This is a genomic window from Candidatus Accumulibacter cognatus (assembly GCF_000584975.1).
In the GTDB taxonomy this organism is placed as follows: Bacteria; Pseudomonadota; Gammaproteobacteria; order Burkholderiales; family Rhodocyclaceae; genus Accumulibacter; species Accumulibacter cognatus.
Genome location: NZ_JDST02000021.1, coordinates 1 through 21751 on the forward strand (window position 1 = coordinate 1; position 21751 = coordinate 21751).

Sequence of the window (21751 nt, forward strand, 5' to 3'; positions counted from 1 at the left end):
GTAGGTTGGGCTGAGCTTGCGAAGCCCAACACTGCAAACCCGGAGCGAGAAGGATGGGAACAGAAGAATGCTGGTTGTTGGGCTTTGCAGGCTCAGCCCAACCTACACGCCTACACGCCACATGGGATGGAGCCAACCGCATGGACTTGCCGAAAACCCTGGACCAGACGCGACGTCCTGCCGGTACGGCTTGCCGTGCCGGCGAACCGCAAGGCGCCTGGGGCGCCGGTAGGCGAGAACGGCGGATGCCGGCGCCGACAGCCCCCAGGTTCGCCGACTCCGTGTACCGCCCGGCTGCCCGATGAAGCGCGACGCGCTTGCGGTCGGTACGCCTTTCCCGTCCGAAGACGAGCGGCGTCCGCCCGTGTTGCCGCCGGCCGGCGCGCTTGCCTGGGGCGACGACGCCTGCGGGCTGTGGATCGACGTCGACCTGGCTGGCGTCGTGCAGCGTTTTCGCTGGATCGAACCCGGCGAGTTCATGATGGGCTCGCCGGACGACGAGCCGGAACGAGAGAAAGACGAAGGGCCACGCCATCGCGTGCGCTTGACCACCGGCTTCTGGCTTGCCGACACTGCCTGCACGCAGGCGCTGTGGATGGCGGTTATGGGCGGGGAAAATCCGGGCCGTTTCCAGAAAGACGCGCGCAACCCGGTCGAGAACGTGTCGTGGGATGAGGTCAGTGGCTTCCTGGGCCGTCTCGCTTCGCTCGTGCCGGGGATCGTTGCGGAATTGCCGACCGAGGCCGAGTGGGAATACGCGTGTCGGGCGGGCAGCGAAACGCCGTTCCATTTCGGCGCGACGATCACTCCGGAGCGGGCCAATTACGATGGCAATTACCCTTATGCAGGCGGCAGCAAAGGCAAAAACCGGAAGACGACGGTTCAGGTCAAATCGTTTCCGCCCAACGACTGGGGTCTCTACGAGATGCACGGCAACGTCTGGGAGTGGTGCGCCGACGGGATGCGGACTTATGACGGCACGGAGCAGGAGAATCCGCGTGGCCCCGAGGGGCTTGCCCCCCGCGTCGTGCGCGGCGGCTCCTGGCTCAACGACGCCGGGGATGCCCGCTCAGCGATCCGCGACGCCTTCGCGCCCGACTTCGCCATCCAGTTCATCGGTTTCCGCTTTGCCCTGAGGTCCACCAGCCAGGAGCAGGAGGCAAGCCGGGTCACGCGTCCCGCGTGACCCGGCCGGTGATTCTTTCTGCAGGCGCTGGCCCGAATGTGCAGGTCGCGTATGCGACGCAAGGCTTTCTCCCCTGCAGGGCTCGGTTTCCCTGGGGGCAGGGGGTCGAAAAACAAGCCGCATCAGCCGGGCATTGCCCTGGCGCGTCGTCTTGAATCAGCCCCGGTCTCGCACAGGCTTGCATCCCGGCGCAGATCGCGGAAAATGCCGGGGTCGCCACCGACCATGTTCGGCAGGCTCCCCCGTCAGAGAGGTGGCAGATCTTGCCTGCAACAAATCCATCCGGCCGTATCGAAGAGGACGGACTCCTGCAGCCCGAACAGGAGGCCAATCCCCCGACCCAGGCCGGTGAAACGCTGATCAGTGTCATCATTCCGACCTATAACTACGCGCATCTGCTGCCGCGAGCGCTCGCTTCGGTGTTCGTGCAGATGGCCGCCGATGTCGAACTGATCGTCGTCGATGACGGCTCGACCGATGCCACCCCCGAGGTTCTGGCAAGCCATGCCGCTCGCTACCCGCAGTTGCAGATCCTCGCGCAGCTCAATGCCGGTGCCGCAGCGGCGCGCAATCACGGGATTCGTGCGGCACGCGGTCGTTATGCGCTGCTGCTCGACGCGGACGACGAGTTGCTGCCGGGTGCGCTGGCGTGTCTGCGCACGCTGCTGGCAAAGCATCCGGCGGCGGGCATGCTGCTCGGCGCACAGGTTTCGGTTTACCCGGACGGTCGCCAGCGCCTGCGCCTGCCGAAGCCGGTGCCGCCTGCTTCCGCACGTGAACTGGCCAAACGCTATCTGCTCGAAAAGCGCGTGTCGATTTCGCATGGCTGTTCGCTGTTTCGCCGCGATCTGCTCCTGCAAAGACCCTACCCGGAAAACCTGCGCGGCGGTGAAGACGTTGCGGTTTTCGCGCATCTTCTGGTCAGCGCCCCGGTCGTCGTCACCTGTGAACCGCTGGCGCGCATCCACAAACACCCGGACAGCCTGCGCCACCAGCGCGATGATGAAGAAGAGCGCGCGCGCGCGATGGTCTCCGAAGTCTTTGCCGGGCTGCCTCCCGAATGTCAATCGCTGCGCCGACGTTACCAGGCGCAGCGCTATCTGTCCCTGTTTCGCACCGCCCTGCTGGCTGGCGAGCGCTCGACGGCCAGGCACTATTACCGTGATGCCTTTCGCCTGAGTCCCTGGCAGGCCCTGCGTGGGCGCCACCTGCGCAAGGCTCTGCGCTTGCTGGCAGGGCTGTGAGGAGTGTCCTCTATGTACTTGAACTGGTTGAGGGCTGATGGGGTGACCGCGCTGCCGCGGGTTTCGCCAGCGCAGCTCGCGTTTTTCGGCAGCTTGCTGCTTTCGCTGCTTGCCGTTGCCGGCACGGTGACCCTTGCCAAGGACGCGGCGCGTTACCTGTATGTCAGCCAGCAGATTGTCGAGCAGGGCCCGCGAGTGGCCTTCGAGCTGTTCAGCTGGCCCTGGTTTTCCCTGTTGCTGGCGGCGACGCAGCGGCTCTTGGGCATTTCGCTGGAACTTGCGGCCTACCTGTGGTGCGCTTTCCTGATGGCGGGGACCTGCGCCCTGCTGGTGGCGATCACGCAACGCTTCGTGATCGGCAGCGGCTATTGGGCTTGCCTGGTGGTGTTGTCGATTCCTGCCTTCAACCACTTGCGCTACGACATCATCCGGGAGTTCGGATTCTGGTTTTTCTGTACCCTGGCGCTGTGGCTGGCGCTGCGCTGGCTGGAACGCGCCGGCTGGCTGCGCGCGCTGCTGCTGCAACTGGCCATCGTCGCCGCGGTGCTGTTTCGCATCGAGGCGGTTCTCCTTTATCCGGCGCTGGTGCTTTGCCTGCTGGCCGATCTGAAAACACGCCAGGCCTGGATACGGCTGCTGCAGATCAATCTCCTGCCGCTGGCCGGACTGCTGGTCGCGGTGGTCTGGCTGCTTTCCGGGCATGCGCTTGCGCAGGAACGTGTCGACTACGTCCTGTCTCTGGTGAGTCCACAGAATTTCCTGGCGCGCTTCGATCTGATGGCCAGCAGGTTTGCCGAAGTGGCTCTGGCGAAGTACTCTGCAGATGATGCCCGGCGCATCGTCTTCTTCGGTTTGTTGCTGACTTTGATCAGCAAGTTTGTCGCGCTCTGCGGGCCTTTCGCCCTGACCCTGCTGTATCGGCCGGGCTGGCGTGGCGTCGGCGAGTTCTGGCACAAGCTCAGGCCGATGGCCTGGGCCTGGCTCATTTATTTTGGCCTGCTGCTGATCTTCTTCGTACAGGAGCGATTCATCAACTCGCGTTACGTCAGCTTCCTGAATCTGCTGGCCGTTCCCTTGCTGACCGTGTTCGTGGTGTCTTTTGCCAGGGATTTCCCACGCCTTGCGAAAATCCTCGTGGCCGTGTCCCTGATGGTGATGTTGCAGAACGTCGTTTCGTTTGCCCCGAAGAAAACGCATTACCTCGAAGCCGGCGCCTGGCTATCGCAACACACCCATCCCGCTGATGCGATATTCTATGAGGACTCACGGCTGGCCTATTACGCGGGCCGGGGCTATCCCTACATGCCGTTCGATCGCGAACAGGCGATGAGTGCCGAGCAGGCTCCGAACTTCCGCTATTTCGTCCTCATCGACAAGCCCGGAGACGCCGCGCTGCAACGCTGGATGGCGCAGCAACACAAGCAGGTGCTGAGCCGGTTCGCAAATCGCAAGGGCGATGCCGTCCTGGTGATCGGCGATTGAGGGCGGTCCGGCGGACGACTGCGTGGCGCATACGTCGCCCGCCAATACTCAGCGTTCGCTGTGCGCTTCCTCCTGCAGCGTCGGGTAATCAATGTAGCCCTGCGCACCCCCCTTGTAAATCGTCGACGCGTTCCAGTGCGCCAGTGGCGCGCCGATGCGCAAGCGTTCGACGAGGTCAGGGTTGGCGATGAAGTGTTTGCCAAAGGCGATCAGGTCGCCACAGTCGTTTCGCAGCGCAGCTTCTGCCCGCTCGCGGTCGAAGCCGCCACAGAGAATCATCGTGCCGGAATAGCAGGCGCGCAAGTGCTGGAGCAGATCGCTCTGTGGATCGTGTATCCAGTTCCCCGACTGGTCATAGACGTGCAGATAGCGGATACCCAGCTGGTCCAGCTGACAGGCCAGATAACCATAGGTGAACAATGGCGCCGGGTCCGGTTGCATTTCGTGCGCTGTCCCCAGCGGCGAGATGCGAACCCCGACGCGCTCGCTGCCGATGGCCTCGGCGACCGCAGCCGTGGTTTCCAGGAGAAATCGCCAACGTTTGTGAGTGGCGCCACCATAGGCGTCGGCACGGTCGTTCAGATAAGGGCAGCGGAACTGATCGAACAGATAACCGTTCGCGGCATGGATCTCGACGCCGTCGAAGCCCGCCGCCATCGCGTTCCGTGCAGCACGGGCAAAGTCCACGACGATTGCCCTGACTTCCTCGGTCCGCAGCGCGCGCGGTGGATCGCAGGGCTGCAGCACCGGCTCCTTGCCGCCATCGAGGACCGGCACCCGGTCGTTGTGCAGCGCGATCGTACTTGGGCCCACGGGTGGCGAAGCGTCGGCGCGCAGGCCGCAATGACCGACGCGTCCGACGTGCCAGAGCTGCAGGTAGATACGCCCGCCCTGATCATGCACCGCCGTGGTGACTTGTCGCCAGCCAGCGATCTGGGCGGTACTGTAAATCCCCGGCGTGCAGGCGCAACCGCGTGCCTGCGGCGACACCGGCGTTCCCTCGGCGATGATCAGGCCTGCCGAGGCACGCTGTGCGTAGTACCTGGCGGTCATTGCGGATGCTGCAAGCTGTGAGTCTGTGGCGCGGTTGCGATTCATCGGCGCCATCACGATACGGTTCGGCAGCACCAGGCTGGCGAGCGAATAGCGAGAAAATAATTTCCTGGACATGTTTGATGTACCTCCAATGGGAGCCTTTGCACCGTATGGAGCAAATTCCGCGCCATTGAATCGATCCGCTGCCAGGCGCGGGAGCTTCCAAGATGCATTGCGCAGGAATCATGACGCCCCGAGGTTTCGGATGGATGGCTGCGGCGGGTACTGAAGGTGACCTCGGAAGCGTGGGTTCCGCAACTTGTTTGGTCTACGACAAAGAGGGCGGCGCTTCAGAAACCCCAGATCTGGTTGACGCGGACGAAGCCTGTCTGTCCCTCGCGATGGCGCACCTTGACCCAGCCGCCGGGAGAAGTTTCGAGATACTCAAGAGAAACGTTCTTTTCCGCTTCGAAGACGAGGGCTGCGGCCTCGTCGGCATTTTGCCGGACCTGGGCGCGCGCAACCGTGACGATGACCGAACGCCGCTTGACGAGGGCCGCAGCCTCGATCCACGCCAACCCGCCGTCGGCATCGCGTACCTTCGACCATCCCTCGAGGTTGACCACCAACTCGACTGGCGTGCCCCGCCTGATCACGAAAAGCTTGCTGCCTCTTAGCGATGGCGCATCGTAGAGCACCGTCGCAATGTTGACGGTTCGATATTCAATCGCTAGTGCCGGTACGGCAAGTCCTGCGCCCAGCAGCAAGCCCAGCAGCCGCTTCATCGACGCTCCTTACTGGATCGTGGCGGCGCTCGCTGCATCCTTCGCGGCTTCCTGTTGCTGCAAACGAGACAGGTACAGAGCCTCGAAATTGACCGGCTGCAACAGGACCGGCGGGAAACCGGCGCGGATCACGGCATCGGAAACGACTTCGCGAGCGTAGGGGAAAAGAATGTTGGGGCAGGCAATCGACAGCAGGGGTTCCATGTTCTCGTTGGGAACGTTCTGGATGCGGAAGATGCCGGCCTGACCCACCTCGACAAGAAACACCGTCTTCTCTTCGATTTTGGAGGTCACGGTGGTTGTCAAGGTCACTTCGAAGACGCCCTCTCCGATACCCTGGGCATTGGTCTGTAACTGGATGCTGACCTTGGGAGCTTCGCGCTCAAGAAAAATCTGTGGCGCATTGGGTACTTCAACGGACAAATCCTTGATGTAGAGCTTTTCGATCGCAAAGACCGGGTTGTCTTGCGCGGGAGTTTCCTGTTCGCTCATGGTAATTCTCTAACCTTTGTCGTGAGATGGGTGGGTAAAGCTCGGGGAAATGGGTGTCAGATGCCTTCACCCGCAAGTAAGGGCGTCAATTTGCCCGCACGGTCGAGTGCAATGAGTTCGTCGGAACCTCCGACATGCGTTTCGCCAATGTAAATCTGTGGAACGGTGCGCCTGGCCGTCCTTTCCAGCATTTCGGCACGGCGCTTGGGATCAAGATCGATACGCACTTTCTCGATGTCCACGACGCCACGGGCACGCAACAGTTGTTCGGCGCGAATGCAGTAGGGACAAACGGCCGTCGAGTACATCAGCACACGCGGCATGGCGGTCATTTGCGAGCTCCTTTCTTGAGCGGCAGACCGGCCTCGACCCACGCCACCGTACCGCCTGCGAGCGAGTGCACCTTGGAGAAACCAAGCTTGGCCAGTGTCGAGCAGGCAGCGGAAGAACGGGCGCCGGACTGGCAGACCAGGATCACCGGCGTGTCCTTGAACTGTTCCAGTTCGCCGGCACGTTCCGCGAGTGATTCCGAAGGAATATTGCGCGAGTCGCTGAGGTGCCCGGAAACGTACTCATTGGGCTCGCGAATGTCGATCAGCTGTGCATTCTCGCGGTTGATCAGCAGGGTGGCCTGCGTCGGCGTGAGCGAGTTCGCGCTTCCGGGACGACGCACCGAAAGCGCCAGCAGCATCGCGCCACTGACCACGGCAACGGTCACCAGTAAAATGTTCTGTTGAATGAATTCCAACTGAAACTCCAGAAACTGACAGGTCCAAATAGAAGAAACCAGCAAAACAAGGCAGGAAAAGCATGGGCGTGCGTCGCTGGCGTGACCATTGCCTCATTTTGCTTCAATCTCCGCAAAAAACCTCGCGCATCATGCCAATCAACTGCAGTGTGCGGGCGTCGCCGACACGATAGTAAACCCGATTGGCGTCCTTGCGCGCGAGCAGAACGCCCTTTTCACGAAGGATGGCAAGGTGCTGGGAAATGTTGCTTTGCGAAGTGCCTACCGCTTCGACGATCTCTTGTACACAAATATCCTGATCGCCAATCACGCACAGTATCTTGAGGCGCAATGGATGTGATATCGACTTCAGCGCACGTGCCGCCTGCTCAATATGTTCCTGCTTGTCGATGATACTGGTCCGGATAGGCACGATATGACCGACTCTTCAATTATCATATAATCGGCTATTATAGAGCAAAACCCTGACTGCTGGAGAACACCGCCAATCCTGGGCAGCGTGACAAAAATCACCCCTGGAAGGTTATTGCAAACTTGCCCGGGTTTCAGCATGGCATGTGCCGCTCATTGACGAGAAAGCATTCATTTCCCTCCTGCACCATCGCTCGCGGCGAAACAAGGTCGACCGTCGTCACGGCCGATGCCGGGCGGACTGCAATGCATCCCTGGCGCTGGCTGCCCGTCGCAGTGCTGATCATGTCTGCACTGCTGGCGTTCGGTGGAACCGCCAGCAGCGGCCAGAACGTCAGGGAGACGGCTGCGGCGTCGCTGAGCGAAGTCGCAGAACGTCAGGACGACCTGAAATCGCTGCGTTCCCAGATCGATACGCTGCGCAAGGAAATGGCCAGCGCCGAAGGATCGCGCCGAGATGCCATCGATCAGTTGCAGGATGTCGAGCGGGCCATCTCGTCCACCCAGCGCGAACTGCACGGGTTGACGGCACAGATCGACAAGCTGCAGGCCAAGTTGCAGGATCTCGGTAGCCAGTCTCGAGAACTCGAAAGGACGCTGAGCATACAGCAGACGCAACTGGAAAAGCTGCTCTACCGGCAATACCTGCGCGGCACCCCGGACCCTTTGCGACTGTTTCTCAACGGGGGCGACCCCAATCAGCTGGCTCGCGATTTCCACTATCTCGAGGCCATTGGCCGGGCGCGCGGACAGATTCTGCGCGAGGTCGAGGCTACCCTGCAACGCAAGCAGACGATCGTTTCCGAGACCCGCCAGCAGACCGCGCTATTATCCGCCAGCGAGGCCCGGCAGAAGGAAGAACATGCCAGACTGCTTGCCCAGCGCCAGCAGCGCCAGGCGATGCTTGACAAGATATCAACGCAAATCGCGGTACAGCGACGCGAGATCGGCAATCTGCAACGCGACGAAAAACGCCTGACGGAACTCGTCGACCGACTGTCGAAAATCATCGCTGCCAGGGCAGCCGAAGCGCGGGAGGCTCGCCGGGAAGCGCTGCGGGCAGCGCATCGGCGCGAGTCGCCGCGGCAGGGGGCGCCCCAGGAGAAGCTGTCGCGAACACCGCCAGCCAACCAGGAGATGTCTGCGCGTGCCGGGCCGCCCGCAGATGAAGATCCGGCAGGCGGCGCAGCAGCGCCGGAGGTCCGCGCCGAGAATCCACCGCCGGTCGCCGATAGGCTTGCCAGCATGAAAGGGCAACTGCGACTGCCGACGCGCGGCTCGATCAGCAATCGATTTGGCGCTCCGCGACAGGAGGGCAGCACCTGGAAAGGTCTGTTCATTCTTGCCAGCGCCGGCAGCGAGGTCCGGAGCATCGCTGCCGGGCGGGTGGTTTTTGCCGAGTGGATGCGCGGCTTTGGCAATTTGCTGATCATTGACCATGGCGGCGGTTATCTGTCGATCTATGCCAACAACGATGCGCTGCGCAAACAGGTCGGCGACGAGGTGCAGAACGGCGAAGCGATCGCCACAGTGGGCAACAGCGGTGGGAATCCTGAATCCGGTTTATACTTTGAGCTTCGTCACCAAGGGAAACCGCTCAATCCGCTGGTTTGGGTTAGCCCGAAATGAGGTGCAGACTGGAGTGAGACAAATGGGTAAGTTGAAACAGGCCGGGCTGGTTTGTGCCGGGGTCGTGGGTGGCGTTCTGATCAGCCTGCAGTTTTCGGCGATTGCCGACAAGGAGATGCGCGCCAGTCTGCCTGTTGAGGAACTGCGCACGTTTGCCGAGGTGTTCAATGCCATCAAGACCGGCTATGTCGAGCCGGTGGACGACAAGAAGCTGATTACACATGCCATCAGCGGCATGCTCTCCAACCTCGATCCGCACTCGAGTTACCTGGATGCCGACGCCTTCAAGGATCTGCAGGTCGGCACACAAGGAGAGTTCGGCGGCATCGGCATCGAAGTGGGCATGGAAGACGGTCTGGTCAAGGTGATCTCGCCGATTGAAGACACCCCTGCCTATCGCGCCGGGGTGAAACCCGGCGACCTGATTTTCAAGATCGACGACACCTTGGTCAAGGGGCTGACCCTGAGCGAAGCGGTCAAGCGCATGCGCGGCAAGCCGAAATCCCAGATCAGGCTGTCGATCATCCGCAAGGGTGAAGCCAAACCGCTGGACATCACGCTGGTGCGCGAAGTGATCAAGGTCCAGAGCGTCAAGTCGAAACTCCTCGAGGGCGGCTATGGTTATCTGCGCATCACTTCTTTTCAGGAGAATACCGGCGCCGCAGTGGTGAAGCATCTGGGTGATCTATTCAAGCCTGGTTCACTGAAGGGCCTGGTACTCGATCTGCGCAATGATCCCGGCGGTCTGCTCAACAGCGCAGTCGGCGTCTCGGCGGCCTTCCTGCCTCCGGATATCCTGGTCACCTCGACCGATGGACGCACCCCCGATGCCAAGCACCGCTTTTCCGCCTCGCCAGCAGACTATCTGCGCGGCAGCCGCGAAGATTACATCAAGGCATTGCCATCCGATGCACGCAAAGTGCCGATGGTGGTGCTGGTCAATGGGGGCTCTGCTTCGGCTTCCGAAATCGTCGCTGGTGCGCTGCAGGACCACAAACGCGCGATCATCCTCGGCACCACGACTTTCGGCAAAGGCTCCGTGCAAACCGTCCTGCCATTGCCCGGGAACACCGCGATCAAGCTGACGACCGCTCGCTACTTCACCCCGTCGGGTCGTTCAATCCAGGCTAAAGGCATCGTGCCGGACATCGTCGTCGAGGAGAACGCCAACGGCAGCTCAACCGAACGTTTGCGGGAAGCCAACCTCGAGCATCACCTCGACAACAACAAGGAACCTGCCCCGGCGATCAAGGAGACTCCCGCCAAGCCGCCCATCAAGGCCGCACCGGTCAAGACGAGAAGCGGCGCGGTGAAAGACGAGCCCGATGAGTCTTCCGAGCTTCCGAGCCGTGAAATTGCTTCGAAAAAGGACTATCAGTTGAACCAGGCGCTGAATCTTCTCAAGGGGATGCAGATCATGCAGAGCCAGCGGTGAACCCGTCTTGCGGAGTGGAGAAAGTGAAACGACCAGAAGCGACCGCGCACAAGGCGATAGCGATCCGTAAACAGCGGAATATCCTGTTTGCCAAGTTCCCGCCAGGTCAGGTACCCGAAGCCAGCGACTTTCTCGGCAGGCTGGAGGACCTGGAAATTGAACGGCGTGAACAGCAGCGTGCACTTGGCGTCGCCTATGATCTCCGCTGCCACTGCCTGCAGGAACTCGAAGGCACCCTCGAAGACCAGGGCTACCATCTCGACAACACGCTGATGAGCAAGATGATGCGCGCACTGATCTACTACGTCGAGGAAACGCAACTGCACAACCTCGAAACCCCCGAGCGGCCGCTCAAACGCTCGCAGTCGGAGGCCTATACCCACGCCTGGGAACGTCATCCGCACGGCGACCACGACGATACCCCGCCGGAGTGGCGCGAATACAAGTAAGGCCTGGTCGATGGACGACGGACAGTTGCTGCGCTACAGCCGGCATATCCTGCTGGAGGAGATCGGCGTCGAAGGGCAGCAGCGGATACTCGATGCGAAAGTGCTGATCGTCGGTGCCGGCGGGCTGGGTTCACCGGCTGCGCTTTACCTCGCGGCGGCCGGCATTGGGCGAATCACTCTCGCCGACGGCGATACGGTGGACCTCACCAACCTGCAGCGCCAGATTCTCCATACGCAGGAGCGCATCGGTCAGCCGAAGGCCCTCTCCGGACAGGCCGCATTACAGGGTGTCAATCCTGAAGTGGTGGTCGAAGCGATCAGCACCCGCCTGGCCGGTGCAGCGCTGCAGGAGCTGGTCGCCAATGCGGACGTGGTTCTCGATTGCTGCGACAATTTTGCCACCCGACACGAGGTCAACCGGGCCTGCGTCAGGCACCGTAAGGCGCTGGTTTCTGGCGCGGCGATCCGCTTCGCCGGACAGCTTGCGGTATTCGATAGCGGTCGCGATCGCACTCCCTGCTACCACTGCCTGTTTCCCGAAGCAGATGAGGTCGAGGAGGAACGCTGCGCGACGATGGGGGTATTCGCGCCGCTTACCGGCATCATCGGCACGATGCAGGCAGCCGAAGCCCTCAAGCTGATCACCGGATCCGGCGAGGTGGTGCTGGGACGTCTCTGGCTACTCGATGGCCTGTCGATGGAATGGCGCAGCATCCGGTTCGGACGGGACCCGGAGTGTCCGGTATGTGCCGGGCTCAACTGAATCGGGCGAGCAGGCGCAGGTCGGAACCCAGCGAACGGACGTCACGAATCGCGAGTGTGCGCCGGGCGGCCAGCGATTCGAGCGCCGGCAGGTCGAACATGCCGCGTGCCACCTCCCCGATCAGACAGGGTGCGAGATAAAGCAGCAGTTCATCGACCAGACCCGCACGCAGCAGCGAGCCACTGAGTCCGACACCGGCCTCGGCATGCACTTCGTTGATGCCACGCCGGGCGAGCTCGTTGAGCAGAGCCGGCAGATCCACCTGTCCATCGGGACCGGGCAGCAGAACGACTTCGGCGCCGCGCTGTTGCAGAGCAGCGATCCTGGCAGGTTCATCGACAGCGGCGGCGACCAGAACCGTGCCATCGCCGAGCACTCTGGCGTCGAGCGGCAGTTCGAGGCGGCTGTCAACGACCACCTTCAAGGGCTGACGCAATGCCCCGACCAGGTTGTCCACCCCGCGCACATTGAGTTGTGGATTGTCGTGACGGATCGTGCCGATACCGGTCAAGATCGCGCAGGCGCGCGCTCGCCAGCGATGGCCATCCTGCCGTGCCGCTGGGCCGGTCAGCCACTGGCTGGCACCATTCTGCAGCGCCGTCCTGCCATCGAGGCTGGCCGCCAGCTTCAGCCGCAGCCATGGCCGGGAACGTGTCATGCGTGCGACGAAACCGATATTGATCTCGTGCGCCTCGACAGCCAGCAAGCCACATTCGGCCAGCAGTCCGGCCGCGCGCAGGCTGGCCAGCCCCTGCCCGGCGACCAGCGGATTGGGGTCCTGCATCGCGGCGACCACTCTGGTCACCCCGGCGGCCAGCAGGGCAGCGGTGCAGGGAGGCGTTCGGCCGTGGTGACTGCAGGGTTCGAGGGTGACATACGCGGTCGCTCCGCGCGCTTTCTCGCCAGCGGCCTGCAAGGCGTGAACTTCGGCATGCTCCGCCCCGGCTCGCACATGCCAGCCTTCACCGACAACCTGTCCGGCGTTAACGATGACACAGCCGACGCGCGGATTGGGCGTCGTGGTGTACAGGCCGCGCTCGGCAAGACGAAGCGCAAGCGCCATGCATTGGTGATCCGCCGCGCTGAACGCCGGTGCCATCAACGGCCGAGTGGTTGCGTAGGATGCGGCACTTCGGGGGAAACCTCGCGAATGACCTTGGAGAACTCGTCTACGTCCTCGAAATTCCGATACACCGAGGCAAAGCGGACGTAGGCGACCTTGTCGAGTTTCTTCAGCTCGCGCATGACCATTTCACCCAGTTTCTCCGAGGCCAGTTCGCGCTCGCCCAGCGCCAGCAGTTTTTCCTCGATGCGGGCAATCGCCGCCTCGACGGCGTCGACGCTGACCGGTCGCTTGCGCAGCGCCAGCCAGAGACTGGCAGCAAGCTTCTCGCGGTCGAAATCGACCCGCGAGCCGTTCTTCTTGATGACTTGCGGCAGGCGCAGACCGGCCCGCTCATAAGTCGTGAAGCGCTTGTCGCAGGTCAGACAGCGCCGCCGCCGCCGCACGATGTCGCCGTCGTCGTTGATGCGGGTGTCGGCGACGGCGGTTTCGTCAGCGCCGCAGAACGGGCATTTCATCTCGCCAAGCCGCCATAGACCGGGAATTTCCGGCACAGCTTCAAGACATCGGCGCGCACTCTCGCCAGCACCTCGGCGTCGGTGGGCGCGTCGAGCACATCGGCGATCAGGTGGGCAACCTGCTCGGATTCGATCTCGGTGAAACCGCGCGTGGTCATCGCCGGCGAGCCGAGGCGGATACCCGAGGTCACGAAGGGCTTTTGGGGATCGTTCGGAATGGCATTCTTGTTGACCGTCATGTGTGCGGCGCCGAGCAGCGCCTCGGCTTCCTTGCCGGTGATGTTCTTGGCGCGCAGATCGACCAGAAAGACATGCGATTCGGTTCGACCCGAGACGATGCGCAGTCCCCGCTCATCTGCCAACACCCTTGATAGCACGCGAGCGTTGGCGACCACCTGTTCCTGGTAACGACGGAAAGCCGGCGTCAGGGCCTCCTTGAAGGCGACTGCCTTGGCAGCGATCACGTGCATCAGGGGGCCGCCCTGCAGACCGGGGAAAATTGCCGAATTGATCGCCTTTTCATGTTCGGCCTTCATCAGGATGACGCCGCCGCGCGGGCCGCGCAGCGTCTTGTGCGTCGTCGAGGTCACGACATCGGCGTAGGGCACCGGGTTGGGATAACAACCGGCAGCGATCAGGCCTGCGTAGTGCGCCATGTCGACCATGAAGATCGCGCCGATTTCCTTGGCAACGTTGGCAAAACGCTCGAAGTCGATATGCAGCGAGTACGCCGACGCGCCGGCGATCAGGATGCGCGGCTTGTGCTCGCGCGCCAGCGCTTCCATCTTCGCGTAGTCGATTGCTTCGTTCCGGTCGAGACCATAGGCCACGACCTTGAACCATTTGCCGGACATGTTGAGTGGCATGCCGTGCGTGAGATGGCCGCCTTCGGCCAGACTCATTCCCATGATGGTGTCGCCCGGTTTGGCAAAAGCCATCAGCACCGCCTGGTTGGCCTGCGACCCGGAATGGGCCTGAACGTTGGCGGCCTCGGCAGCAAACAGTTTCTTGAGGCGGTCGATGGCCAGTTGCTCGGCGTCGTCGACATGCTCGCAACCGCCGTAATAGCGCTTGCCGGGATAGCCTTCGGCATACTTGTTGGTCAGTTGAGAACCCTGTGCGGCCATCACCGCGCGGCTGACATAGTTTTCGGAGGCGATCAGCTCGATATGCTCTTCCTGACGCTGATTTTCGTTCTCGATGACCCTCCAGAGCTCGGGATCCACTTTCGCCAGGGTGTCTTTTTCGGAAAACATGATGCGCCTCTCAAGCCTTGAAAAGGCTTGAATTGTAGCATGCGTGGCGGTTCCCGGACTTGGCCGGTAAGCACAGGGAGGCATGACTGCGCCAACCCCGACGCTTGCCCATCCGTGCGGGCCTGCCTATGGCCGGCTTGCACTCAAGGCAGCCACGTCATCGCAGGTTTCACTGACCGGGGTGACGGTGACGGCGACGTCGAGTTCATGCGCGTCACCACCGAGAATGACGCCACGTAGCGGAGAGACGTCGGCAAAATCCCGTCCCCAGGCGAGCGTGATGTGCTGCGTGTCGGGTAACAGGTTGTTGGTCGGGTCGAAGTCCACCCAGCGCCCGCCTTCGAGTCCCGGGCAATACACTGAAACCCATGCGTGCGAAGCATCGGCGCCTACCATGCGCGGCTTCCCCGGTGGCGGATGGGTGAGCAGGTAGCCGCTGACGTAACGCGCGGCGATACCCTGCGAACGCAGGCAGGATAGCATCAGGTGTGCGAAGTCCTGACAGACGCCGCGTTTGTCGGCCAGTACCTCAAGAACCGGGGTGGCGACGGTCGTTGCCTCGGGGTCGAACTCGAACTCGTTGTAGATGCGGCTCATCAGCGCTTGCACCGCTTCCAGTACGGGTCGACCGGGAGTGAAGCAGGGCCTGGCATAAGCGGCAAACTCTCGCTTGACGCGTACATAGGGCGATTCGAACTGGAAACAGCTGGCTTCGAGCAGAACGGGACGAGCACCGTAGGCGAGTGCATCGCGCACCGTTTCCCACGCCGGAGAAGCGCGCAGGTAGTGGGGCGATGCCGGTTGCGGCGGCCTGGCTTGGCCCGCATTCGTGGCCGCTTTCCCCATCAGGGCAGCCAGTGCGTCAAGCGGCAAGTGCGGAAGTACCTCGATGGTGCTCTCAGCCCGGACGCTGAGGGTGTCGTGAGGAAATTCGATCGCAAGCTCCCGCACCGGATTGCCAAAGCAATCGTAGCGCTCGCGCTCAGCAGTCACTTCGGGAGTCACATTGATCTGATGCGCCAGGCAGCGTTGCCAGGCGCAATCGCGCGGGGTCAGATGCAGGAGCTGGCGCGAAAGCGATACCGGGCTGTCGTAGCTGTAGATCGTTTCGTGAACAATGTGATAACGGGCGGCGTTCGGGGACACGGCGATTAAGAGGCGAGGGTGGGCCGACTGACATCGCCGACATGACTGAAATAGCGCATTGCCAGGCGATCCGAAAGCGTTGCCGCAGCGAGTGACACTTCGCCGAGGATCGCTGCCAGGGCGAGGCAGGGATCGCAGGCACGACAGTCGCTGAAGCTTTGCCCCTCGAAACGCCCGAGGTCGAAACCCTGCAGGCATGCCAGTTCTTGCCGCAGTGCCAGGTCACGCGGACCTCCGAGCAGGCGCGCCAGGTTGTCGAGGTAACGGATGAGGATCTGCAATTGAAAGGCCACCGAATGCGGGTTGCCCTCGTCGAAAACGATCAGGTCGAGGGTCGGCAGGATCTGTGGCTGGGTCATGTAGCGCGAACGATAGGTGATGATGCTGTCGGTCAGTTCGAGCAGCCATTCCAGGCTGCCGGAAGCACGCGTCGAGTCCAGGAGCAGGAATTGCGCGACGGCGTTGGCAAGGAAAACGAGTCTTTCAATTCGCCTGCCGATGATCAGAAAACGCCAGCCGTCGTCACGGGTCATGTTGTCCATTGCAAAACCGGCCAGCGAGGAGGAAACGAGCAGAACCTGGTCGAGGAAGGCCAGTACCTCGCTGAGCTCGGGTTGGCTGACCTCGGCCACGATTTTTCCGTAGCGTTGCAATTGTTGTTGCAGGCGATTGATCGCATGCCAGTTGTCAAGCGAGAAACGCTCGCGTACCTGCGTGGCCACCCATAGTAGACGGCGAATGTCACCCGCTAGGCCCTCGTTCAACTCGGTGCCACAAACTGCGGCAAGCAGTTGCGCTTCGAGTGACAGCTCGGGCGCTGGCGAGCCGATCTTTGCAGGGCCGCCCGCTTCGGCTTCGCTGACGGCCGGCAACAACTGCATGGCACGGCAAAGGTCGAAAGCCGATGTCAGTGCAGGCAGAATGTCGGCGCCGGTATCGACCAGACGTGACAACGCGACGCGCAGGAGGCGCGAGGTCTTGTCGGTTCGTTCGGCGTAACGGCCGAACCAGTACAGGTTCTCGACCACTCGCGACGACAGGTTGCGACCGCCGCGAACCAGGTCTGCTTTGCCGACCTGGGGCTTGAGCAGGCTGAAGGTATTGACCGCCTGGTCGGTCAGTATCCAGGTGTCCTTGCTTGAGCCGCCGCGCTGCATCGAGATGACCCGCGCATTGGAAACCGCTGAGACACGCGTCAGGCCTCCCGGCATCACCACGTAACCGCTTGGGGTGGCGGCAACAAATACACGCAGACCCACGCCGCGCGGCAGCAGATGCCGGTCATGGCGGGTACTCCAGGTCGGCGCTTCGGAGAAATTGACCAGTTCCTGGGCGACATAGGCCTGTGGTCGTGTTTTCAGGCGGGCGATCATTTCTTCGCGCGGGCTGCCGATCAGTTCGTTACCAAAGACCGGATCGAAACGCTGTGAGGGATACGAGCCCTTGATCACCAGTTCGTCGAGGTGCTCGATGGTGAACTCGAGCGCCGCCTGCTCGCCGCACCACCAGGTGGCCACCGAGGGCATGGCCAGCGCCTCGCCGAGCAGCTTTTCGCAGGCGCCGGGCAAAAATCCCGGTAGCGCCGCGGATTCGAGCAGGCCGCTGCCGAGGGCATTGGCAATCAGCACCTTGCCGGCCCGTACGGCCTGCAAGAGCCCTGGCACACCGAGTGCCGAATTACCGCGCAGTTCAAGCGGATCGCAGTAGTCATCGTCGAGTCGGCGCAGAATCGCATGCACCCGGCGCAAGCCGCTGAGTGTTCGGAGGTAGACGCAGTCGCCGCGTACCGTCAAATCATGTCCTTCGACCAGTGGAAAACCGAGATAGCGCGCCAGATAGGTGTGTTCGAAGTAGGTCTCGTTATAGGGTCCCGGTGTCAGGAGCACGATCAACGGGGCCTCGCTGGCAGGGGCTGCCCAATAGGCAAGGCTGTCCTGGAGTTGACGGAAGAATGACGCGAGATGCTGGACATGCAGGTCGCGGAACTGTTCGGGGAAAACTCGGCCAATGATGGTCCGGTTTTCAAGTGCATAACCCGCACCCGAGGGCGCCTGCGTTCGATCGGCGATCACCCACCAGCGACCATCAGGTGAACGTGCGAGGTCTACGGCGCAAAGATGCAGGTAGGTATCACCGGCTGGTCTGACCCCCTGGCATGGCCAGAGAAAGTTGTTATGACCAAAGACCAGCGCCGGTGGCAGGCTGCCGTCCCTCAGCAACTCCTGCGGACCATACAGATCCTTGAGCACGGCGTTGAGCAGGCGTGCACGTTGCGTCACGGCGCTGGCCAGTTCCTGCCACTCGCCAGGTGACAGGATCAACGGCAGCGGATCGAGTTCCCATGGCCGATCGGCGCCTTTCGGGTCGGCATAGACATTATAGGTGATACCATTTTCGAGAATGCGTCGGCGTACGTAATCCACTCGGTGGCGCATCTGCTCCGGTGTCGCCGCATCGAGGTGGGCAAGAAACGGTTGCCACGCAGGACGAACGCTGCCGTCCTCGGCGAGCATTTCGTCGAAACGGTCGGTTTTCTTCTGATAACTGGAAAGCAGGGATGGCGGCATGAAAAAAGCGCAGGAGGGTTTGCTCCTGCGCTAGTTAGTTTCAGGATCGCCGCAAGTCTAACGTAAACGGGAAGCCGGTATTGACTGGTGCTGGCTGAATATCAATTTGGCCGGGCGTGTGGCCAAATGGCGTAAAGCGCGCCAGGCGGCGACCTTCAGCCTCGTTGGCGTTGACCGGGTAGCGGTCGGGGTTGCGTCCGCCGGGGTGCTCGACGTGATATTGGCAGCCTCCTAGTGAGCGCTTCATCCAGGTATCGACGAGGTCGAAAACCAGCGGTGCGTGCACGCCGATCGTCGGATGCAGCGCCGATGGCGGATGCCAGGCCCGGTAACGCACACCGGCCACAAACTCGCCTGGCCTGCCGGTCGAGCGCATCGGCAAGGCGCGGCCGTTGCAACCTATCACATAACGATCACTGGCCATGCCGGTCACCTTGAGCTGCACCCGTTCCAGCGAAGAGTCGACGTAGCGCACGGTAGTTCCGACCGATCCCTGCTCACCCATGACATGCCAGGGTTCAAGGGCATGCCGCAGTTCCAGTTCGATGCCCTGCGCCGTGATGCTGCCATGCAGAGGAAAACGGAACTCGAAGTGAGGCGCAAACCAAGCACTTTCCAGCGCATAGCCGGCGCCACGCAGTTCACTCAGAACATCTTCGAAATCCTGTTGCACGAAGTGCGGCAGCATGAAGCGGTCATGCAGCTCGGTTCCCCAGCGCACCAGTCGCTCCGGTGCGTAGGGCGTACGCCAGAAGCGGGCGATCAGCGCCCGCAGCAGCAGTTGCTGGGCCAGCGACATGCGCGCGTGCGGGGGCATTTCGAAAGCGCGCATTTCTAGCAGACCGAGGCGGCCGGTGGGACCTTCGGGAGAGTACAGCTTGTCGATGCAGAATTCTGCGCGGTGCGTATTGCCCGTCGAGTCGATCAACAGGTTGCGAAGTACGCGGTCGATGATCCAGGGGGCGATGCACTCCGTCCCATCTGACGTCGTCTTTGGGAACTGGCTGAAGGCAATCTCCAGTTCATATACCGAATCGTTGCGCGCTTCGTCGACACGCGGCGACTGGCTGGTCGGGCCAATGAACAGGCCGGAGAAGAGATACGACAGCGATGGGTGGTTGTGCCAGTAACTGATCAGGCTTCGTAATAGGTCTGGGCGGCGCAGGAAGGGCGAGTCGAGTACGCTGGCGCCACCGAAGACGAAGTGGTTGCCACCGCCGGTGCCGGTATGGCGACCGTCGAGCATGAACTTTTCGGTACAGAGACGTGACAGATGAGCCGCTTCATAGAGATGGGTCGTCCGTTCGACGAGTTCATCCCAGCTTGCTGATGGCTGAATGTTGACTTCGATTACCCCAGGGTCTGGGGTTACCCTGAAGTTGGTCAAGCGTGGATCCGAGGGCGGCTCGTAACCTTCGACGATGACCGGTGTGGCCAGTGTCCTGGCCGTGGCCTCGACGGCGGTCACCAGTTCTAGGTAGTCATCGAGCGTTTCGGTCGGCGGCATGAAGATATACAGCACGCCATTGCGCGCCTGCGCCGACAAGGAGGTGCGTATGACCAATGTCGGCGACAGGGTTCCCTGTGCGTCGACATTCCCGGCTGCATGCGTCAGCGACTCGGCTGCACGGTCGAGCGCCTGCTCAGAAAAGTGTTCGCCAGTGACCGCGGCAGCTTCTGCGTGCAAGTTCGCGCTGCCGCTGACCGCATAGCGGGCCTGCATCTGTGCATGATCGGGTAGCGCAGAAAATCTTTGCGTCGGATCGGGAGAATGAATGTACGGATAGTCGGATTTGGCCACCCAGGGCTGCGAATCCAGCGGCAGTCGGTAGCCGATTGGCGAATCGCCCGGTATCAGATAGCAACGACCTGCGCGCAGGAACCACGGCCCGCTTTGCCAGCCACCCTGCGGTCGGCGCTTGAGCGGCAGGACATATCCGACTACCTTGTCGAGTCCCTGACGAAAAACCCTAGCTAGGCGGTCGCGTTCAATCGGATCATCAAGGCGGGCATCAAAGGGGTCGACATTGATCGGCAGGCGATGTTCGCGCCAGAGGTAGTAGTACACATCTTCGCAGGCTGGAAACACATGCTGCGGGTCGATCGCCAGTAACTCAGCGAGCTTGTTCAGAAAGCGGCCGGCAAGGACTTCGTCAGCACCGTAGTCGCGGTTTTCATCGGCATACAGCGCCGGGTTGTTCCACACCGGCTGGCCATCGCGTCGCCAGAAGCAGTTCAGTGACCAGCGCGGCAACTGTTCGCCGGGATACCATTTGCCCTGCCCAAAATGCTGCAGGCCCTGCGGCGCGTACCGCGCGCGCAGACGCTGAAAAATTTCCGCGGCACGCAGACGTTTGGTCGGTCCGAGTGCGTCGATGTTCCATTCGGCGCCGTCGTGGTCATCAATCGAGACGAAAGTTGGTTCGCCGCCCATCGTCAGGCGTACGTCGGCACTGACCAGATCGGCGTCGATCTGATGGCCCAGCGCCTCGATCGCCGACCATTGCGCTTCGTCATAGGGTTTGGTGACCCTGGGCGCCTCCCAGACGCGCTCGATTTTCATGTGGTGTTCGAACTCGCATTCACAGGACTCGGTGAAGCCCGTGATCGGAGCCGCCGAAGACGGTTGCGGCGAACACGCCAGCGGAATATGCCCTTCCCCGGCGAACAGGCCAGAGGTCGGATCGAGGCCGATCCAGCCGGCGCCTGGTAGGTATACCTCGCACCAGGCGTGCAGGTCGGTGAAATCATGGTCGGTTCCGGATGGACCGTCCAGCGATTTGACGTCGGGCACCAGCTGGATCAGGTAACCCGAAACGAAGCGTGCCGCCAAGCCGAGATGGCGTAGCACTTGCACCAGCAACCAGGCTGAGTCACGGCAAGAGCCGCTCGCCAGTTCGAGAGTTTGCTCCGGTGTCTGCACACCGGGCTCAAGACGAATGACGTAGCTCACCGTGCGCTGTATCTGGCGGTTCAGGTCGACCAGAAAATCGACGCTGTGGCGCGGCGCGGAGGGAATGGTTGCCAGAAAGCGGCGAAGCAGCGGTGTCAGCGGCAATCGGTGCAGATAGGGTTCGAGTTCTTCCTGCTGCCACGTTTCGTATTGAAAGGGAAAGGTCGTCGCATAGGGCTCAGGAAAGAAATCGAACGGATTGATCACTGATATGTTGACCAGCAGATCGACTTCAACACAAAACTCGCGCGTCTTCTCAGGGAAGACCAGACGCGCCAGATAATTCGCTTGCGGATCCTGTTGCCAGTTGATGAAATGCTGTGCGGGACTGACCTTCAGTGAGTAGCTGAGGATCGGTGTGCGCGAATGCGGTGCCGGACGCAGCCGAACGATTTGCGGAGACAAACTGATCGGACGGTCGTAGCGATAGTGTGTAAGGTGATTGAGGGCAACATGTATGGACACGGTCAGCTCCGGGACAAAATATCAATTTTTTCTAGCAAGAATCACGCTACTTGATGTGCAAGTCGCATCGGCGACTCACGAACCTCCCTCTCTCCTCTTGCAGTAGAGAGAAACGGCCATGATA

At 61.7% G+C, this 21751-nt stretch carries 19 protein-coding genes; 7 read left to right on the forward strand and 12 right to left on the reverse strand.

Going from position 1 to position 21751, the window contains the following annotated elements; all coding sequences use genetic code 11:
* The first annotated feature begins 301 nt into the window (after positions 1-301).
* The 3 genes from AW06_RS04990 to AW06_RS05000 all read left to right on the forward strand — a co-directional run bounded on the left by AW06_RS04990 (position 302) and on the right by AW06_RS05000 (position 3912).
* Entirely contained in the window at positions 302-1186 is an 885-nt protein-coding gene (locus AW06_RS04990) for a formylglycine-generating enzyme family protein (RefSeq protein WP_273704395.1), read from the forward strand.
* A gap of 263 nt (positions 1187-1449) precedes the next feature.
* Positions 1450-2430, forward strand: coding sequence for a glycosyltransferase family 2 protein (locus AW06_RS04995; protein WP_273704396.1), 981 nt, complete (start codon positions 1450-1452; stop codon positions 2428-2430).
* Between the two features lie 12 nt (positions 2431-2442).
* Entirely contained in the window at positions 2443-3912 is a 1470-nt protein-coding gene (locus AW06_RS05000) for a hypothetical protein (RefSeq protein WP_138678127.1), read from the forward strand.
* 48 nt (positions 3913-3960) lie between these two features.
* On the opposite strand, the gene AW06_RS05005 is transcribed toward AW06_RS05000, so the two are convergent.
* From AW06_RS05005 to AW06_RS05030, 6 genes are all read right to left on the reverse strand, one after another.
* On the reverse strand, positions 3961-5082 hold the full coding sequence (locus AW06_RS05005) for an alkene reductase (RefSeq protein WP_034946560.1): 1122 nt from the start codon (positions 5080-5082) through the stop codon (positions 3961-3963).
* Positions 5083-5297: 215 nt separating this feature from the next.
* Positions 5298-5732: an SH3 domain-containing protein gene (locus tag AW06_RS05010; protein ID WP_034946564.1), complete on the reverse strand. Its 435-nt coding sequence runs from the start codon at positions 5730-5732 to the stop codon at positions 5298-5300.
* 9 nt (positions 5733-5741) lie between these two features.
* Positions 5742-6224 carry a protein-export chaperone SecB gene (gene secB, locus AW06_RS05015; RefSeq protein ID WP_034946568.1) on the reverse strand — a complete coding sequence of 161 codons (483 nt, stop codon included), beginning with the start codon at positions 6222-6224 and terminating at the stop codon, positions 5742-5744.
* Positions 6225-6280: 56 nt separating this feature from the next.
* On the reverse strand, positions 6281-6556 hold the full coding sequence (gene grxC / locus AW06_RS05020; protein WP_171047322.1) for a glutaredoxin 3: 276 nt from the start codon (positions 6554-6556) through the stop codon (positions 6281-6283).
* Positions 6553-6972 (reverse strand): rhodanese-like domain-containing protein, encoded by a 420-nt coding sequence (locus AW06_RS05025; RefSeq protein ID WP_034946570.1) that lies wholly within the window; start codon positions 6970-6972, stop codon positions 6553-6555. The genes grxC and AW06_RS05025 overlap by 4 nt, the downstream gene beginning before the upstream one ends.
* A gap of 103 nt (positions 6973-7075) precedes the next feature.
* Positions 7076-7384 carry a metalloregulator ArsR/SmtB family transcription factor gene (locus tag AW06_RS05030; RefSeq protein ID WP_046535700.1) on the reverse strand — a complete coding sequence of 103 codons (309 nt, stop codon included), beginning with the start codon at positions 7382-7384 and terminating at the stop codon, positions 7076-7078.
* A 284-nt stretch (positions 7385-7668) separates the two neighbouring features.
* Here AW06_RS05030 and AW06_RS05035 point away from each other — a divergent pair, with 284 nt between their 5' ends.
* From AW06_RS05035 to AW06_RS05050, 4 genes are read left to right on the forward strand one after another with little or no spacing between them, the layout of a single operon-like run.
* Entirely contained in the window at positions 7669-9012 is a 1344-nt protein-coding gene (locus tag AW06_RS05035) for a peptidoglycan DD-metalloendopeptidase family protein (protein ID WP_273704397.1), read from the forward strand.
* Positions 9013-9034: 22 nt separating this feature from the next.
* Complete coding sequence (locus AW06_RS05040; RefSeq protein ID WP_034946579.1) at positions 9035-10447, forward strand: S41 family peptidase; 1413 nt, start codon at positions 9035-9037, stop codon at positions 10445-10447.
* Between the two features lie 23 nt (positions 10448-10470).
* Positions 10471-10896 (forward strand): hypothetical protein, encoded by a 426-nt coding sequence (locus tag AW06_RS05045; RefSeq protein WP_034946582.1) that lies wholly within the window; start codon positions 10471-10473, stop codon positions 10894-10896.
* A 10-nt stretch (positions 10897-10906) separates the two neighbouring features.
* Positions 10907-11659, forward strand: coding sequence for a HesA/MoeB/ThiF family protein (locus AW06_RS05050; RefSeq protein WP_034946585.1), 753 nt, complete (start codon positions 10907-10909; stop codon positions 11657-11659).
* Here the strand turns inward: AW06_RS05050 and ribD are convergent.
* The 6 genes from ribD to AW06_RS05080 form a co-directional block, all read right to left on the reverse strand.
* A complete protein-coding gene (ribD, locus tag AW06_RS05055; protein ID WP_171047321.1) occupies positions 11652-12722 on the reverse strand; it encodes a bifunctional diaminohydroxyphosphoribosylaminopyrimidine deaminase/5-amino-6-(5-phosphoribosylamino)uracil reductase RibD in 1071 nt (356 codons plus the stop codon). The two genes, AW06_RS05050 and ribD, sit on opposite strands and share 8 nt — an antisense overlap.
* A 35-nt stretch (positions 12723-12757) precedes the next feature.
* Entirely contained in the window at positions 12758-13240 is a 483-nt protein-coding gene (gene nrdR / locus AW06_RS05060; RefSeq protein ID WP_034946590.1) for a transcriptional regulator NrdR, read from the reverse strand.
* The gene (gene glyA / locus AW06_RS05065) at positions 13237-14496 is read right to left on the reverse strand and encodes a serine hydroxymethyltransferase (RefSeq protein ID WP_034946592.1); all 1260 of its coding nucleotides are present in this window, start codon (positions 14494-14496) and stop codon (positions 13237-13239) included. The genes nrdR and glyA overlap by 4 nt, the downstream gene beginning before the upstream one ends.
* Before the next feature lie 126 nt (positions 14497-14622).
* The gene (locus AW06_RS05070; RefSeq protein WP_046535695.1) at positions 14623-15642 is read right to left on the reverse strand and encodes a transglutaminase family protein; all 1020 of its coding nucleotides are present in this window, start codon (positions 15640-15642) and stop codon (positions 14623-14625) included.
* A gap of 5 nt (positions 15643-15647) precedes the next feature.
* Positions 15648-18209 (reverse strand): circularly permuted type 2 ATP-grasp protein, encoded by a 2562-nt coding sequence (locus AW06_RS05075; protein WP_138678124.1) that lies wholly within the window; start codon positions 18207-18209, stop codon positions 15648-15650.
* Between the two features lie 40 nt (positions 18210-18249).
* A complete protein-coding gene (locus AW06_RS05080) occupies positions 18250-21627 on the reverse strand; it encodes a transglutaminase family protein (RefSeq protein ID WP_034946595.1) in 3378 nt (1125 codons plus the stop codon).
* Between the last annotated feature and the right edge of the window lie 124 nt (positions 21628-21751).

Coding starts and splice junctions, on each gene's coding strand:
- AW06_RS05035 (WP_273704397.1), top strand. CDS start 7,669: ATGTCTGCACTGCTGGCGTTCGGTGGAACCGCCAGCAGCGGCCAGAAC.
- AW06_RS05005 (WP_034946560.1), bottom strand. CDS start 5,082: ATGTCCAGGAAATTATTTTCTCGCTATTCGCTCGCCAGCCTGGTGCTG.
- AW06_RS05000 (WP_138678127.1), top strand. CDS start 2,443: ATGTACTTGAACTGGTTGAGGGCTGATGGGGTGACCGCGCTGCCGCGG.
- grxC (WP_171047322.1), bottom strand. CDS start 6,556: ATGACCGCCATGCCGCGTGTGCTGATGTACTCGACGGCCGTTTGTCCC.
- ribD (WP_171047321.1), bottom strand. CDS start 12,722: ATGGCGCTTGCGCTTCGTCTTGCCGAGCGCGGCCTGTACACCACGACG.
- AW06_RS05075 (WP_138678124.1), bottom strand. CDS start 18,209: ATGCCGCCATCCCTGCTTTCCAGTTATCAGAAGAAAACCGACCGTTTC.
- secB (WP_034946568.1), bottom strand. CDS start 6,224: ATGAGCGAACAGGAAACTCCCGCGCAAGACAACCCGGTCTTTGCGATC.
- AW06_RS04990 (WP_273704395.1), top strand. CDS start 302: ATGAAGCGCGACGCGCTTGCGGTCGGTACGCCTTTCCCGTCCGAAGAC.
- nrdR (WP_034946590.1), bottom strand. CDS start 13,240: ATGAAATGCCCGTTCTGCGGCGCTGACGAAACCGCCGTCGCCGACACC.
- AW06_RS05010 (WP_034946564.1), bottom strand. CDS start 5,732: ATGAAGCGGCTGCTGGGCTTGCTGCTGGGCGCAGGACTTGCCGTACCG.
- AW06_RS05040 (WP_034946579.1), top strand. CDS start 9,035: ATGGGTAAGTTGAAACAGGCCGGGCTGGTTTGTGCCGGGGTCGTGGGT.
- AW06_RS05050 (WP_034946585.1), top strand. CDS start 10,907: ATGGACGACGGACAGTTGCTGCGCTACAGCCGGCATATCCTGCTGGAG.
- glyA (WP_034946592.1), bottom strand. CDS start 14,496: ATGTTTTCCGAAAAAGACACCCTGGCGAAAGTGGATCCCGAGCTCTGG.